This is a genomic window from Actinocatenispora sera, from assembly GCF_018324685.1.
In the GTDB taxonomy this organism is placed as follows: Bacteria; Actinomycetota; Actinomycetes; order Mycobacteriales; family Micromonosporaceae; genus Actinocatenispora; species Actinocatenispora sera.
This window is the reverse complement of the sequence record NZ_AP023354.1, coordinates 3,449,661-3,463,738: the sequence shown is the minus strand read 5'-3', so window position 1 is coordinate 3,463,738 and position 14,078 is coordinate 3,449,661. Positions and strand designations below refer to the sequence as shown.

General features: G+C 73.6%; 15 protein-coding genes. 5 read left to right on the top strand and 10 right to left on the bottom strand.

The genetic code is table 11. The features are described from left to right. Positions 1-5 precede the first annotated feature (5 nt). Both Asera_RS16645 and Asera_RS16640 read right to left on the bottom strand, forming a co-directional pair. Positions 6-353, bottom strand: a complete 348-nt coding sequence (locus tag Asera_RS16645) for an Rv2175c family DNA-binding protein (RefSeq protein WP_244843911.1) — start codon at positions 351-353, stop codon at positions 6-8. 413 nt (positions 354-766) lie between these two features. Further along, positions 767-1,177, bottom strand: a complete 411-nt coding sequence (locus Asera_RS16640) for a hypothetical protein (protein ID WP_157035118.1) — start codon at positions 1,175-1,177, stop codon at positions 767-769. A 292-nt stretch (positions 1,178-1,469) separates the two neighbouring features. Between Asera_RS16640 and Asera_RS16635 the strand changes: the two genes are divergently transcribed. The 3 genes from Asera_RS16635 (at position 1,470) to Asera_RS16625 (ending at position 5,262) form a co-directional block, all read left to right on the top strand. Then, positions 1,470-2,252, top strand: coding sequence for a class I SAM-dependent methyltransferase (locus tag Asera_RS16635; RefSeq protein ID WP_030448985.1), 783 nt, complete (start codon positions 1,470-1,472; stop codon positions 2,250-2,252). A 204-nt stretch (positions 2,253-2,456) separates the two neighbouring features. Then, positions 2,457-4,316 (top strand): Stk1 family PASTA domain-containing Ser/Thr kinase, encoded by a 1,860-nt coding sequence (gene pknB / locus Asera_RS16630; RefSeq protein ID WP_030448984.1) that lies wholly within the window; start codon positions 2,457-2,459, stop codon positions 4,314-4,316. 82 nt (positions 4,317-4,398) lie between these two features. Then, complete coding sequence (locus tag Asera_RS16625; protein WP_051802861.1) at positions 4,399-5,262, top strand: deoxyribonuclease IV; 864 nt, start codon at positions 4,399-4,401, stop codon at positions 5,260-5,262. A gap of 13 nt (positions 5,263-5,275) precedes the next feature. Here Asera_RS16625 and Asera_RS16620 read toward each other — a convergent pair whose 3' ends face one another. Further along, positions 5,276-5,674 carry a winged helix-turn-helix transcriptional regulator gene (locus Asera_RS16620; protein WP_030448982.1) on the bottom strand — a complete coding sequence of 133 codons (399 nt, stop codon included), beginning with the start codon at positions 5,672-5,674 and terminating at the stop codon, positions 5,276-5,278. Between the two features lie 89 nt (positions 5,675-5,763). Between Asera_RS16620 and Asera_RS16615 the strand changes: the two genes are divergently transcribed. After that, positions 5,764-6,411: an NAD(P)-dependent oxidoreductase gene (locus tag Asera_RS16615; protein ID WP_030448981.1), complete on the top strand. Its 648-nt coding sequence runs from the start codon at positions 5,764-5,766 to the stop codon at positions 6,409-6,411. A 78-nt stretch (positions 6,412-6,489) separates the two neighbouring features. Here the strand turns inward: Asera_RS16615 and Asera_RS16610 are convergent, their stop codons facing one another. From Asera_RS16610 to Asera_RS16590, 5 genes are all read right to left on the bottom strand, one after another. Beyond that, positions 6,490-7,347, bottom strand: a complete 858-nt coding sequence (locus tag Asera_RS16610; RefSeq protein WP_030448980.1) for an oxidoreductase — start codon at positions 7,345-7,347, stop codon at positions 6,490-6,492. After that, complete coding sequence (locus tag Asera_RS16605; protein ID WP_051802859.1) at positions 7,340-8,263, bottom strand: arylamine N-acetyltransferase family protein; 924 nt, start codon at positions 8,261-8,263, stop codon at positions 7,340-7,342. Before Asera_RS16605 ends, Asera_RS16610 begins: the two co-directional genes overlap by 8 nt. A 135-nt stretch (positions 8,264-8,398) precedes the next feature. Then, positions 8,399-9,388, bottom strand: coding sequence for a threonine aldolase family protein (locus tag Asera_RS16600; RefSeq protein ID WP_030448978.1), 990 nt, complete (start codon positions 9,386-9,388; stop codon positions 8,399-8,401). Positions 9,389-9,460: 72 nt separating this feature from the next. Then, positions 9,461-9,679 carry a hypothetical protein gene (locus Asera_RS16595; protein WP_030448977.1) on the bottom strand — a complete coding sequence of 73 codons (219 nt, stop codon included), beginning with the start codon at positions 9,677-9,679 and terminating at the stop codon, positions 9,461-9,463. Between the two features lie 213 nt (positions 9,680-9,892). Then, positions 9,893-10,843: an alkaline phosphatase family protein gene (locus tag Asera_RS16590; RefSeq protein ID WP_030448976.1), complete on the bottom strand. Its 951-nt coding sequence runs from the start codon at positions 10,841-10,843 to the stop codon at positions 9,893-9,895. A 101-nt stretch (positions 10,844-10,944) separates the two neighbouring features. Here Asera_RS16590 and Asera_RS16585 point away from each other — a divergent pair, with 101 nt between their 5' ends. Continuing rightward, positions 10,945-11,313 carry a hypothetical protein gene (locus tag Asera_RS16585; RefSeq protein ID WP_030448975.1) on the top strand — a complete coding sequence of 123 codons (369 nt, stop codon included), beginning with the start codon at positions 10,945-10,947 and terminating at the stop codon, positions 11,311-11,313. On the opposite strand, the gene Asera_RS16580 is transcribed toward Asera_RS16585, so the two are convergent. Continuing rightward, positions 11,292-12,329, bottom strand: coding sequence for an alkaline phosphatase family protein (locus Asera_RS16580; RefSeq protein ID WP_084132590.1), 1,038 nt, complete (start codon positions 12,327-12,329; stop codon positions 11,292-11,294). The genes Asera_RS16585 and Asera_RS16580 overlap by 22 nt on opposite strands. A 258-nt stretch (positions 12,330-12,587) precedes the next feature. Then, positions 12,588-13,991 carry a class II 3-deoxy-7-phosphoheptulonate synthase gene (locus Asera_RS16575; protein WP_030448973.1) on the bottom strand — a complete coding sequence of 468 codons (1,404 nt, stop codon included), beginning with the start codon at positions 13,989-13,991 and terminating at the stop codon, positions 12,588-12,590. Positions 13,992-14,078 lie beyond the last annotated feature (87 nt).

The following is a 14,078-nucleotide window of genomic DNA, read 5'->3' as shown; positions in this document are numbered from 1 at the left end:
CAGCGTCAGAAACCGAGGGCCTGGGCGCGGCGCTTCACCTCGGTCGCGCGATTGTCACGCAGCGCTTCCGCGGGTGCACCAGGGAGGGAATCATCCGGGGTGTACAGCCACCGGAAGGCCTCCTCGTCGTTGTACCCCGCGTCGTGCAGCAGGGTGAGCACCCCCGGGAGGTGTTTGAGCACCATGGGCGAGTCGATCAGGTCGACCGGCGTCTTCAGCACGCCCTCGCGCCGCAGCGCGAGCAGCCTGCCCTCCCGGATCAGCTGCCGCACCCGGTTCACGGGCATGTCGAGCCGCTCGGCGACGTCGGGCAGGGGCAGCCAGGAGGCCGGTTCGTTCGGTGTATCGGTCACCCGCACAGACTGCCACGGTCGGACGGGATTTCCCGCGCACCCCACCGACGGCTATCGTCTTGCCGGGCGCGTCAGGCATCCGTCGTACCGGTACAATTCCGGCGCGGCCGGCTGGCCCCACCGGAGCACCCCCCGGATCCTGACCATCGACGCGGCCGAGCGCGGCCGCGGCAGACGTTGCGCGGCCACCCCCACCGCCACCCCTGCGGGTTCCGCGCTGACGAAGGGACACAGGTGAGCTTCTGGCAGGCAGCACGCCGCGAGGCGTCCGGCGCGCTGCGTTCGGTCCGATACGACTTCGTCCAGGTACTGTTCGGCGAGTCCGGTTCCCGTCGCGTCATGGCGGTCACCGGCCTGACCGCGCTGGTCGCGGCCGGCGGCGTCGGTACCGCGTTCGCAGTCGCCGACAACCATCACGCACCACCGAGCCGGCCGCCGGCAGCGGAGTCCAGCGCCACGCCGGGCTCCGTCGCCGACACGCTGAGCCCGGCCCCGACCAGCGAATCCCCCAGCGCCCGGTCCAAGTCGCCGTCGGCGTCGCCGAGCGGCACCACCGGCGCGCCGGCGCCGACCGGCACCGGTCGCACCACACCGTCGAGGACGCCGTCGCACAGGCCGCCGACCCGCCGGCCCACGCCGGGCCCCGGTCCGACGACACACAAGCCGTCGCCGACTCCGACGAAGAACTCCCCGACGCCCTCGCCGACCCCGAGCGCGAGCGACCCGGTGAGCGAGAGCGTCTCGCCCAGCGAGTCGAAGGCGGGCAGCGCCTCGCCGAGCGTGCCGACGACCGAGACCGTCGCGCCGAGCGCGTCGAATACCACGCAGTGGAGTACCACGGAGCAGTAGCGGCAACCACGACGGCCGCGGCGCCATGGGGTGCCGCGGCCGTCGCGCGTCACCACCCGCCGCGGCCATCGCCCGCCACCACCCGCCATGGCCATCGCGCACCGTCCGGGCGCCGCGGCCGTCGCGCGCCGGGACCCGGCGCCGGCCCCGGCGGCCAGGTCTCCGGCGTCGGCCCCGGCGGCCGGGTCCCGGCGTCGAACGGCCGGGCGGAACATCAGCACTCGCGGCCGTACCACAACGATCCGGAGCGGCCGTAGGGTCGGGACCATGACGCAGCTGACCGATCGGCGCATCCTCGTCACCGAGTCGTACCCGGACGGTCGCAACCTGGCCGCCCGCGCCTCGATCTACCGGTACCGCCGGCCGCCGCTGGACCTGGCCGCCGCGGTACTCGCGGAGTTGCCGGCCCGGCGCGGCCTGGTCGTCGACGTGGGCTGCGGCAACGGCAAGTACACCGGCCGGCTGCGGGCCGAGCGGCCCGAGCTCGACGTGCTGGCGCTGGATCTGTCCGCCGGGATGGCCGGTACGGTCGGCGCGCCCGCGGCGGTCGCCGACGCGACCCGGCTGCCGCTGGCCGACGGCGTCGCCGCCGGCGTGATCTGCGCGCACATGCTTTACCACGTACCCGATCCGGCCGCCGCGGTGGCCGAACTGGCCCGGGTACGGGCGGCCGACGGCACGGTGCTGATCACCACGAACGCGGCCGACGACAAGGCCGAGATCACCGCGCTGTGGCGGGCCGCGGCGGCGCGAGCGACCGGCGCCGACCACGAGATCCCGGATGTCACCGAGCACTGCGACCTCGACCGGGCGCAGCGGCTGGCCGAGTCGGTGTTCACCGAGGTGCGCCGGATCGACCTGGCCGGCGAGGTGTCGGTACCGGAACCGGCGCCGGTACTGGCATTCCTGGACTCACAGCGGTCCATCACCGGCCGCGGGCTGCCGGTCGACGAGGTGCTCGCGGCGGCGCACGAGCTGGTGGCCGGCACGATCGCGGCGACCGGCGCGTACCGCTTCGGTACCCACGTCGGCATCCTCGTCTGTCGCTGACCGACCGTACCGTAGCCGTACGGCTTCGCTCGGTGGCCGGCGGCGGGCTGTGCGGGTCGCCACATCGGGGTCACCAGGTCGGGGGCAGACCGGACGCCCGGCCACCGCACGGGTCGGCCGCACGGCCAGCGATGGGCACGAAACGGTCACCTCCGCCGTGTCCGCCGGTGGTCGCGCGGCAACTCGCTCGTAGACTCGCGGGCGATGGACGCGACGACGGCCGACCCGCTGGTGGGCGTGCTGCTGGACGGGCGGTACCGGATTCGACGCCGGATCGCCCGCGGCGGCATGGCCACCGTTTACCAGGCGATCGACACCCGCCTGGAACGCATCGTCGCCATCAAGATCATCCACCCGAAGTTCGCCGGCAACGACGCGTTCCGGTCCCGGTTCGACCGCGAGGCGAAGACGGTCGCCGGGCTCACCCACCCCAACGTGGTCGCGGTGTTCGACTCCGGCCAGCACGACGGCCTGCCGTACCTGGTGATGGAGTACGTGCCGGGACGCACCCTGCGCGACGTGCTCACCGCCCGCGGCCGGCTCTCGCCGACCGAGGCGATCGAGGTGGCCGAGCCGATGCTCGCGGCGCTCGCCGCCGCGCACCGGGCCGGGCTGGTGCACCGCGACGTCAAGCCGGAGAACATCCTGATCGGCGAGCCGGACGGGCCGAACGACGGCCCGCTGCACGAGCCGGTGGTCAAGGTCGCCGACTTCGGCCTGGCCCGCGCGGTGGAGCAGACCAGCGACGACACCAGCGGCCAGCTGATGGCCACGGTCGCCTACGTGCCGCCCGAGCTGGTGCGCACCGGCCAGGCGGACACCCGCTCCGATGTGTACTCCGCCGGCATCGTGCTGTTCGAGCTGGTCACCGGGTCGGTCCCATTCCGCGGCGACGACCCGACCGCGGTCGCCTACCAGCACGTCGAGCAGGACGTACCGGCCCCGTCGAGCGTGCTGCCCGGCCTGCCGCCGGCGCTGGACGAGATCGTCGGCCGGGCCACCCGGCGCGACCCGGAACAGCGGCCGGCCGATGCCGGTGCGCTGCTGTCCCGGCTGCGGGCCGCGCGCGGCGACATCGAGGCCGGCGTGCGTACCGTCGCGCACCACACCGTGCTGCTGCCGACCGCACGCCGACCGGACCGCGAGTCGCAGCCGGTCGAGGCGTGGCAGCCGCGCCGCCCGCGGATCCGGCGCGGCGCGCTGGTCGCCGCGAGCGTCGTGGTGGTGCTCGGGCTGGTCGCCGGGGTCGGCGGCTGGTGGCTCGGCGCCGGCCGGTACACCCAGGCGCCGTCACTGCTCGCCGTCGGCAAGCAGACCGCCGAACACCGCGCCCAGCAGAAGGGTTTCCACCTGCGCTGGGCGCCGGCACGGTTCTCCGAGACGACCCGCCGCGGGCTGGTGCTCAGCCAGGACCCGCAGCCGGGCGGCCGGGTGCTGGCCGGCGGCACCATCACCGTGGTGCTGTCCAAGGGGCCGGAGCGGCACACGATCCCGCGGCTGGCCGGCACCGACGCCGGCGACGCGTCCCGCCAGCTCGGCGGCTGGCACCTGACCGTGCACCGCAAGCAGGCGTACTCGTCCTCGGTCGACATCGGCGACGTGATCTCGGTGCGGCCCGAGCCCGGCACGGTGGTACGGCCGGGGGCGTCGGTGACGCTGACCGTCAGCAAGGGCGCCGCGCCGGCGACCGTACCGGACCTGACCGGGCAGAGCGCCGACGACGCCGAGGGCGAGCTGTCCGACATGCACCTGGACGTCAAGGTGGTGCAGAAGGAGAGCGAGAGCGTCGAGGCGGGTGACGTGATCAGCCAGCGTCCGAAGGCCGGTACCGGCGTCGAACTCGGCGCCACCGTCACCATCGTGGTCAGCTCCGGCCCGCCCAAGGTCGAGGTGCCGGACGTGACCGGGATGAAGTACGGCGAGGCGAAGAAGAAGCTGTCCGACGCCGGGTTCGAGGTGCGCGGGCTGGGCATCCCCACCGACGGCGCGACGGTGCGCAAGCAGACCCCGGGCGGCGGCTCCCAGGAGCCGAAGGGCAGCACCATCACCCTGTGGGTGATCTGATGCGCCCGGCCGTTCCGAGGTTCTTGCGTGGTGCCAGCCGGCAATCGGGGTGGACCGGCGAGACGTCGCAGCGAGGGCGCTGATGCGGTTCGGGGCGCACGTCACGACCGGCGGCGCGCTCGCGACGGTGCCGTACCGGGCGGCGGAGATCGGCGCCGAGTGCGTGCAGATCTTCGTGGGCAACCCGCGCGGCTGGCGGTTCGTACCGCCGAGCGACGAGGCGATCGAGGGGTTCCGCAAGGGCTGCGCCGAGACCGGCGTCGAGCCGTTCGTGCACTGCATGTACCTGGTGAACTACGGCACCGCCGACGACACGCTGCGGCAACGGTCGATCGCCGCGCTGGCCGACACCATGCGGGTCGCCGACGAGTTGGGCGTCACCGGCGTCGTGACGCATCTCGGTTCGCACAAGAAAACCGGCTTCGCCAGCGTGCTGGACCGGCTCTGCGACGGGCTTTCCGCCGGCCTCGCCGCCAGCCGGCACACCCTGCTGCTGCCGGAGAACTCGGCCGGGCAGGGCGACACGATCGGCTCGATCACCGAGCTGGGCGCGATCGTGCACCGGCTCGGCGACGACCGGGTCGGCGTCTGTCTGGACACCGCGCACCTGCTCGCCGCCGGCCACGAGATCCGTACCCGGGCCGGGCTGGACGCGCTCGCCGCCGAGTTCGACGCCGCGATCGGGCTGCCCCGACTGCGGGTGCTGCACCTCAACGACTCCAAGACCGACCTGGGCTCGCGGGTCGACCGACACCAGAACATCGGCGACGGGTACATCGGCGCGGCCGGGTTCGCGCAGTTCGTCAACCACCCGGCGTTCGCCGACCTGCCCGGGCTGCTGGAGGTGCCGGGACTCGCCGGCAAGGGCCCCGACGCCGCCAACCTGGAACGCCTCCGGGCGCTCGTGCGCCGGGCTGGCCAGCAGCCGCGGCCTCGACGCCGGTAGTCGACGCCGAGCGTCACCCGTCCCGGCGGTCCGCGCGGTCGTAGGCGTCCTGCGACGCCGACACGTCGGTCAGGTGCACTATCGACCATTCCTCCAGCGCGCGCAGCGGCTCCCGCAGGGTGCGGCCCGCCTCGGTGAGCGCGTACTCGACGCGGACCGGAACCTCGGGGTGGACGGTGCGGCGCACGAGGAGCCCGTCCCGTTCCAGCGCGCGCAGCGTCTGGGTCAGCATCTTCTGCGAGATGCCTTCGACGCGCCGGCGCAGCTCCGAGAACCGGACGTCGCCGTCCCAGAGCGCGCCGACGATCAGGACCGTCCAGCGGTCGCCGATGCGATCGAGGATGCGGCGGGTCGGGCAGTCCGCGCGGTAGGGGCTGCCGTAGAACACCGACCCGCCCGATGTGGTTACCACAAGGTGCCTTCTTCCCATTGGAGAGCTGCACTCCTACGGTAATGGCAGGGCGTCGTCCGACGCCACCCGTCCGACAGGGAGGGCACCTCGTGTCTCGCATCACCGTCATCGGCGGTACCGGTTACGCCGGCTCGGCCATCGTCGCGGAGGCCGCCGCTCGCGGTCACCAGGTCATCGCCGTGAGCCGCTCGCGCCCCACCGCGCCGATCCCGAACGTGACGTACGTCCACGGCGATGTCACCGACCCGGCAACGCTCTCGACGCCCGTCGAGGGCGCGGACGTCGTCGTGGCCGCGGTCGCCCCACGCGGCTCACGGGCCGACACCTGGCGCGAGGTGCACCGCACCATCGCACGGTTGGCCGACGCCGCCGGCGTACCCCTGTTCGTCGTCGGTGGCTACTCCTCGCTGCGCCCCGCTCCGGGGGCGGACCGCTTCGTCACCGACCTCAGCGACATCCCCGCAGAGCTCCACGACGAGATCCGCGGCGGAGCGGCGTTCGTCATCGAGGACCTGCCGGCCACGCCCGCGACACTCGACTGGGTCTTCGTCAGCCCACCGCGCGGGTTCGGCGCGCACGCGCCCGGCGAGCGGCTCGGCACCTACCGGCTCGGCGACGACGTCGCGGTCGCGCCGGAGGACGGCGGCGCGATCTCCGCCGCGGACTACGCCCTCGGGTTCGTCGACCTGATCGAGAAGGGAGACCACCACCGGGCCCAGGTCAATCTCGCCCACTGACCGGTGGCCACCGACCGCACCGGAACCGTTGCGCGCCACCGCGGCGCGGTCCGGCACCGGTGGTCGTCCGGGGTCCGGTCAGGCCAGCTCGGCGAGGTCCTCCTGGGTCAGCCGCAGCTCACCGGCCGCGACGTTCTCGGCGAGGTGCGCGAGCGAACCGGTACCGGGAATCGGCAGCACGTTGGGCGACCGGGCCAGCAGCCAGGCCAGCGCCACCTGCGGCATGGTGGCGCCGTGCCGGGCGGCGAGGGCGTCCATGCGTTCGGCGGTGACGGGGCGGAAGCCGCCGACGGGGAAGAACGGGACGTAGGCGATGCCGGCCTCGGCGCAGGCGTCGACGAGCGGGTCGTCGTCCCGCACCGCCACGTTGTACATGTTCTGCACGCACGCGATGGGGGCGATCGCGCGGGCCTCGGCGACCTGATCGGGGGTCACGTTCGAGACGCCGAGGTGCCGGATCAGGCCCTCGTCGCGCAGCGCGAGCAGCGTCTCCAGCGGCTTGCCGAGCGGGATGTCGGGGTGCCCGCGGTCACCCAGCCGCAGGTTCACCACGTCCAGCCGGTCGACCCCGAGCGAGCGCAGGTTGGCCTCGACGCCGCGGCGCAGCCCGTCCGGCGTCAGGCCGCGCTGCTCGGCCGGCGGCAGCCCGATGTCCGGCCCCTCCACGAGCGCGCCGACCTTCGTCACGATCACCAGATCGTCCGGGTACGGATGCAGCGCGGTCCGGATCAGCTCGTTGGCGGCGACGCCGTCCCGGGTGTAGTAGTTCGACGTGTCGATGTGGTTGACGCCCAGCTCGACCGCTCGCCGCAGGACCGCCAGCGCCGTGTCCCGGTCGGGCCGGTCCCCGCGCGGCCACCCGGTCAGCTTCATCGCCCCGTAGCCGATGCGGCCGACCGCGAGGTCGCCGCCCATCATCCACTGCTGGTCACTCATGGTCACCAACCCTACGGACTGCCCCGGCCGGTCCCGTGCCGGAGGACCGGACGCCGTCCGGGGCTTCGCGGGACGCCCGCCAGGCCAGGTGCGCGGTACGGGTCTTCGTCCAGAGCCGCTCGCGGGTGGCCGCGTCGAGGTCGCCGAGATCCAGCCCGAACAGGCCGGTCATCGTGGCGTACCACTCCTCTGCGGTGTCGATCTCGTGGCTGGTCTCGCCGGTCGCGTCGGTACGGCGAAGCACGCAGCCGCGCAGCACGTCGGTGCCGGCCGCGTCCCGCCGCTGGACGGTGAGGGTACGCACGAAGCCGGACTCCGGCGAGGTGGCGAACCACTCGTGGACGGCGGCGAAGTCGTCGGGCAGCCGGGCCGGCGCGTCGTCGAACTCGAACATCCGGAACGAGCCGCGCGGGTCGTGGGTGAACCGCCAGCCGGCGCCCGTCCGGCCGACCGTGTAGGTGTACGGCCCCTGGGTGTAGCTGCCGGGGCGCAGCGGCAGCGGGTCGTGGATGCCGTCGCCGAGCCCGACGTCGGCGAGGTAGGGCATGCCGTCGGCGACGACGGTGAGGGCGAGATGGTGGTCGCGCTCGACCGGCCCGTCGGCGGCGTGCCGGACCGCCGCCCGGTGCCGGGTGACCGCGAACCCCAGGTGGCGCAGCAGCTCGGAGAAGGCGCCGTTGAGGTGGAAGCAGTACCCGCCGCGGCCGGCGGTGAGCCGGGCGACCGACTCGCTCGCCGCCAGCGGCGTGGCCCGGGGCACGTGGTGGTCGATGCACTCGTACGCGATGCGTTCGACGTGCGCGCGATGCAGCGCGGCCAGGGTCTCGTAGGTCGGCGGCAGCGCGGTGCCGCCGAACCCGAGCCGGGCCAGGTAGCCGGCGAAGTCGGCGCTGCTCGTACCGGGGCGTGCGTCCATGTCGGGCCCTCCCGGGGCTCTGCCAGCAGGGAACGGTCCGGCTGCGGGTCGCGGTACCGCGCACCCCCGTAGCCGGCCGGTCACGGTGCGGCGTGACCTCGGCTCCGGGCGGTGCGGCCCGCGACCGGTGCTGCCTCAGCCGGACAGCAGGGCGGTGAGCACCTCGATGGTGCGGGTGATGTCGTCGTCGGTCACGTCGTAGTGGGTCACCAGCCGGGCCGCGGTCGGGCCGATCGCGCCGAACCGGACGCCCTGCTTCTCCGCGGCGGCGGCCAGCTCCGGCCCGTTCGGCACCTGCAGCACCACGATGTTGGTCCGGACCTCCCCCGGCACGTACGGCGCAAGCGCCTCGGCCAACCGGGCCGCCTTCGCGTGGTCCTCCGCCAGCCGGTCGACGTGGTGCGCCAGCGCGTACCGGCCGGCGGCGGCGAGGATGCCGACCTGCCGCATGCCGCCACCCAGCCGCTTGCGGATCAGTCGGGCCCGGGCGATGTTGTCGGCCGTGGACAGCAGCAGCGACCCGGCCGGCGCGCCGAGCCCCTTGGACAGGCACACCGACAGGGTGTCGAACAGCCGGCCGTACTCGGCGAACCCGACCCCGTCGGCCACGTGCGCGTGCCAGATCCGCGCCCCGTCGCAGTGCAGCCCCAGCTCGTACCGGTCGGCCAGGTCGCGCATCGCCCGCAGCTGCGCGAGCGGCAGCACCGTACCGCCGCGCATGTTGTGGGTGTTCTCCACCGCCAGCGCCACCGTCGGCACGCTGTACCCGCCGGGCGGGGAGACGAGCGCCTCGATGTCCGGCACGGACAGCTCCGGCCAGGTGCGGGTGGTGATCCCACCGAACGCCGCAGCGGCGCCCATCTCGTACCGCGCGACGTGCGCCTGCACGTCGCACAGCAGTTCCTGGCCCGGCGACACGAGCAGCTGCAGGCCGATCTGGTTGGCCATCGAACCGGTCGGCGTCCACAGCGCCGCCTCGTGCCCGAACGCCTCCGCGACCTCGCGCTCCAGCGCGTTCACGGTCGGATCCTCGCCGTACACGTCGTCGCCGACCTCGGCGTTCGCCATCGCTTCCCGCATCCCCGGCGTCGGCCGGGTCACCGTGTCACTGCGCAGATCGATCACAGCAGCGATCCTGCCACTGCCGGCCGTGCGTCGACAGGTCCGGGCCATGCCGATACAACCTGGTGGGACCGGTCAGCGGCGCCGGTTGCGATACCAGCGCATCGCCAGCCGAACCAGGACGAACGCGGCGACGATGATCACGACGGACCCGAGCCACGGCACGTGTGTGTACTGCTGCAGGAAGCCGCCGAGGAACCGGAACGCCAGGTGCCAGATCGCCAGCCGCACGATCAACCGCACCAGCTCCGCGATCGCTCCCGCCGCCCGGCCTCCGCCGATCGCCCACGCCATGGCTCCAGCGTGCACCCACCGTCGCCCTGGCGGCGACCTCGGCCGTCGAGAGCGCCGGCCCTGAGCGTGGCGGTGAACGCCCGCCAGGCGGGGCCGACGGGGAGGACACCACCTGCGGCTGCCCCGCGGGTGCCGTTCGGCGACGCTGGCGCGGCTGCGGCGACCACGGCCGGACCCGGTCTGGGTCGATCCGGCCACCGGCTGACCGACCGGTCAGCGCCAGACGCCGGTGAGCGGGGCTCGGTGGGCGGCGGCGCCGAGCGCGGGCAGGCCGTACATCGCCTCGATCGTGCGCAGCATCGTGTACTGGTCGACGTGGCCGCCGTAGCGTCCCGGCCGCACCGGCGCGCCGGCCAGGATGGTGGGGATGCGGTTCGCGCCGGTCCCCTCGTCCTCGTCGAACGTGACGATCAGCAGGCTGTCGTGGTGCTGCGCCCAGCTGACGTAGCCGCCGAGGTTGGCCGACAGCCACCGGTCGCCGGTGGCCACCGAGCAGTTGTGCATGTCGCTGCACAGATCCGGGATGACGAAGCCGACCTGCGGCAGCTTCGTGTAGTCGGTCGGCAGCGCCCGCAACGGCTGCTGGGTGCGCGCCGGTACGTTCGTGAAGTCGGTCCACGGCGCGTGCTTGCGGGCGTAGTTGCCGTTGCCACACCCGGTGAACCCGGTCGACGGCAACCCCTCGGCGTACGAGGCGTAACCGTGTCCGGCGGCCAGCAGCTGCGCGCCGAGGTTGTCGGCGTGGAACGTGTGCGGGCAGGAGTCGTCGGTGACCCCCTGGGTACTGCCGGAGAACAGCGCCAGGTAGTTCGGCTGGCTGGGGTGGGCGACGCCGTGCGAGTCGGTCAGCAGCGCGCCGCGCTTCGCGAGCAGGTTGAGGTAGGGCGCCTGCGCGTTGCCGACGACGTTGTCGTACCCCTTGTTCTCGAACACCACGACGAGCACGTGCGCCGGCCGCGGGAGGCCACCGGAACGAGCCGTCGACGGCGTGCCGGCCGCCGTCGACCCACTGGAGCCTGGGGTCGCGGTGCGGGGCGAACCGGCGCCGTCCGGGGTCGCGGCGCCGGGCGGGCCGCCCGGGCCGCCGGACGAGCCGCAGCCGGCGAGCAGCGCCAGGCCGAGCGCCGCCGCCAGCAGCACCCGTACCGTCCGGCCCGTCGTCACTCCCCCAGCCTGCCGTCGACCCGCCGTTCCCGCCACCACCACCCCCGGTCGGTCACCCGCCGTCGCTGGCTGCTGTCGCCGAGCACTGGTACAACCGGAACGTGGACGAATCGGCGGGTGGCGACGCGAGCGTCGAGGTACGGCGCTGGCAGTGGTTCGTCGCGCCGGCCGCGGCGCTGCTCGCGCTCGCCTGGTACGCCGGGTTCGTCGCCGGCTACGTGGCGCTCGTCGCGGCGCAGACCCGGTCCGGCGAGCCGCTCGGCGCGCTGATCGCCGAGGGGTTGCCGCTGCTGCCGCCGATCGCCGGCGCAGTGCTCGGTGCCCGGATCGCCCGGGGCCGGCGGCTGCTGCTCATCGTGTGCCACGCCGCGATCGGCGCGCTGCTCGCGCTCGCCGTCGTCACCGTCCTGCTGTACGGGATCGTCGCGTTCCTCGCAGCCGTGTTTCATCACCCCACGACCGCCGGGTGAGCGGCGGGCCGCCGGAACACGTCGGTCAGCGGCCGCCGGTCGGCGGCGGTGCCGAGCGGGCGCAGCCCGTACATCGCCTCCAGGGTGCGCAACATCGTGTAGTGGTCGACGTGCTCGGCGTAGCGGCCGGGCCGCACCGGTTGACCGACCAGGATGGTGGGGATCCGGTTCACTCTGGTGTCGTCGTCCTCGTCGAACGTCACCAGCAGCAGGCTGTCGTGCGTCTGCGCCCACCGCGCGTACGGGTCGAGCGCGCGCCGGGCCCACCGGTCGCCGGTGGCCACCGAGCAGTAGTGCATGTTGTGGCACATGTTCGGCAGCACGAAGCTGACCGTCGGCAGCGTCGCGTAGTCGCGCGGGAAGGCGCTGAACCTCCGCTGGGTGCCGGCCGGTACCGAGGTGAAGTCGGTCCACGGCGCGATCGCCCGGTCGTAGTGCGGCGCCGTGCAGCCGGTGAAGCCGGTCGACGGCAGGCCCTCGGCGTACGAGGCGTAGCTGTCCCCCGCCGCCCGCAGCTGCGCGGCGAGGTTGTCCGCGTGCAACCGCTCGGGGCACCGGTCCCCGGTCACCCCGTGGGTACTGCCGGAGAACAGCGCCAGGTAGTTCGGCTGGCTGGGGTGCGCCACCCCGTACGACTCGGTCAGGTAGGCGCCGCGGTGCGCGAGCCCGGTCAGGTACGGCGCGTGCCGGCTGCCGATCACCGAGTTCGCCTTCTTGTTCTCGAACACCACGACCACCACGTGTTTCGGCCGCGGGGTGCGCCCGCCGGCCACCACCGGAGTACCGCCGCTGCCCTCCACGGTGGTGGCGCCACGGTCGTCGGCCGGATCCTCGTCCCGGGCTCTCGGCAGGTGCGGGGAACCGTGCGCGCCGGTCAGCGCGTGCCAGCCCCTCGCGGCGAGCGGGTGGCCGGGCGTCGGCCCGGTACACCCGGCCAGCGCGAGCACCGCGGCGGCGAGCGCCAGCAGCCGCCACCGGGCCCGCCCCGCCCGCCCGGTCCGGCCAACGGCGCCCATGCTGCCTCCGTACGGGATGGGGCGCGCCCCGCCGGCGCGCCACAGGTCCATCCCTCCGAGATCTAGCACCGGCCGGATCGGCCCAACCAGGCCGCGGCGCGACTCTTTGCCCGCCCCGAAGCATGGTTAACCCCGCCGTACCGCCCCCTCACCTTCCCCGCCGCAGCGGCAGCGATGGCCGTTACTCGCGCGACCATCGGACGGGCGGCTACCGCGCGATCGGGTGGAAGCCGGTCGGGCCTAGGGTCTGTTTCGGAGTCAGCCGCGGAGCATTTCGGCGACGAGGAAGGCCAGTTCGAGCGACTGCTGGGTGTTCAGGCGCGGGTCGCAGGCCGTCTCGTACCGGGTGGGCAGGTGCAGTTCCTCCAGGGCCTGCGCGCCACCGAGGCATTCGGTGACGTCCTCGCCGGTGAGTTCGACGTGGATGCCGCCGGGGTGGGTGCCCTGGCCGCGATGCACCTCGAAGTAGCCGAGGACCTCGTCCACGATCCGGTCGAACTGCCGGGTCTTGTACCCGTTGGACGACTCGAACGTGTTGCCGTGCATGGGATCGCACTGCCAGACGACCTTGGCGCCGGCGGCGGTGACCTTCTCCACGATGGGTGGCAGCGCGTCGCGCACCCGGCCGTTGCCCATCCGGCTGATCATGGTGAGCCGGCCCGGGATGTTGTCCGGGTTGAGCCGCTCGGCCAGCTCGATCGCGGTCTCCGGGGTGGTACTCGGGCCGATCTTGACGCCGATCGGGTTGGCGATGCGGGAGACGAAGTCGATGTGCGCGCCGTCCATCCGGCGGGTGCGCTCGCCGACCCAGACGAAGTGCCCGGACAGGTCGTACGCGGCGTCGCCGGCGACCCGGGTCAGGGCCCGCTCGTACTCCAGCACCAGCGCCTCGTGGCTGCCGTACAGGGTGACCTGGCGCAGCTCGTCGGCGTCGGACATGCCGCAGGCGTTCATGAACCGCAGCGCGCGGTCGATCTCCCGGCCGATCGCCTCGTACCGCTCGCCCGCGGCCGACGAGCGCACGAAGTCCTTGTTCCAGGTGTGCACCTGGTGCAGGTCGGCGAGGCCACCGGACAGGTACGCCCGGAGCATGTTCATCGCCGCCGCCGCGTTGGCGTACGCGCGGATCATCCGCTGCGGGTCGGCCACCCGCGCCTCGGGGGTGGCGTCCAACGAGTTGATCATGTCGCCGCGGTAGGCGGACAGGCCCAGCGCGTCGGTCTGCTTGGACCGCGGCTTCGCGTACTGCCCGGCCACCCGGCCGACCTTCACCACCGGCATGCTCGCGCCGTAGGTCAGCACGATCGCCATCTGCAGCAGCGTGCGGGCGTTGGCCAGCAGGTGCTGCTCGGTGTTGGAGACGAACGTCTCCGCACAGTCGCCGCCCTGCAGCAGGAACGCGCGCCCCTCGCACACCTCGGCCAGGCGCGCCCGCAGCTGGTCCACCTCGTACGGCGCGACGACGGGCGGCACCGCCGACAGCACCTGGCCGACCTGGTCGACCTCGGCCTGGTCCGGCCAGTTGACGCCCTGGTCGCGCGGTAGCTCGCGCCAGGCGTCCAGTCCGAGCTTGGCCACCTCGTGCTCGTCGGCATCGCGGGTGGTCAGCATGCTGGTCGTGTCCAGGCCGGGGAAGCGCAGATCATGCCATTCTCGCTGCACGCCGACAGCCTACGGTGTGCCCCGCCCCACCAACCCCCCAGGTGGCGGCCGTCCCACCATCCGCCCGCGCGCTCCGGGCACCCTGCC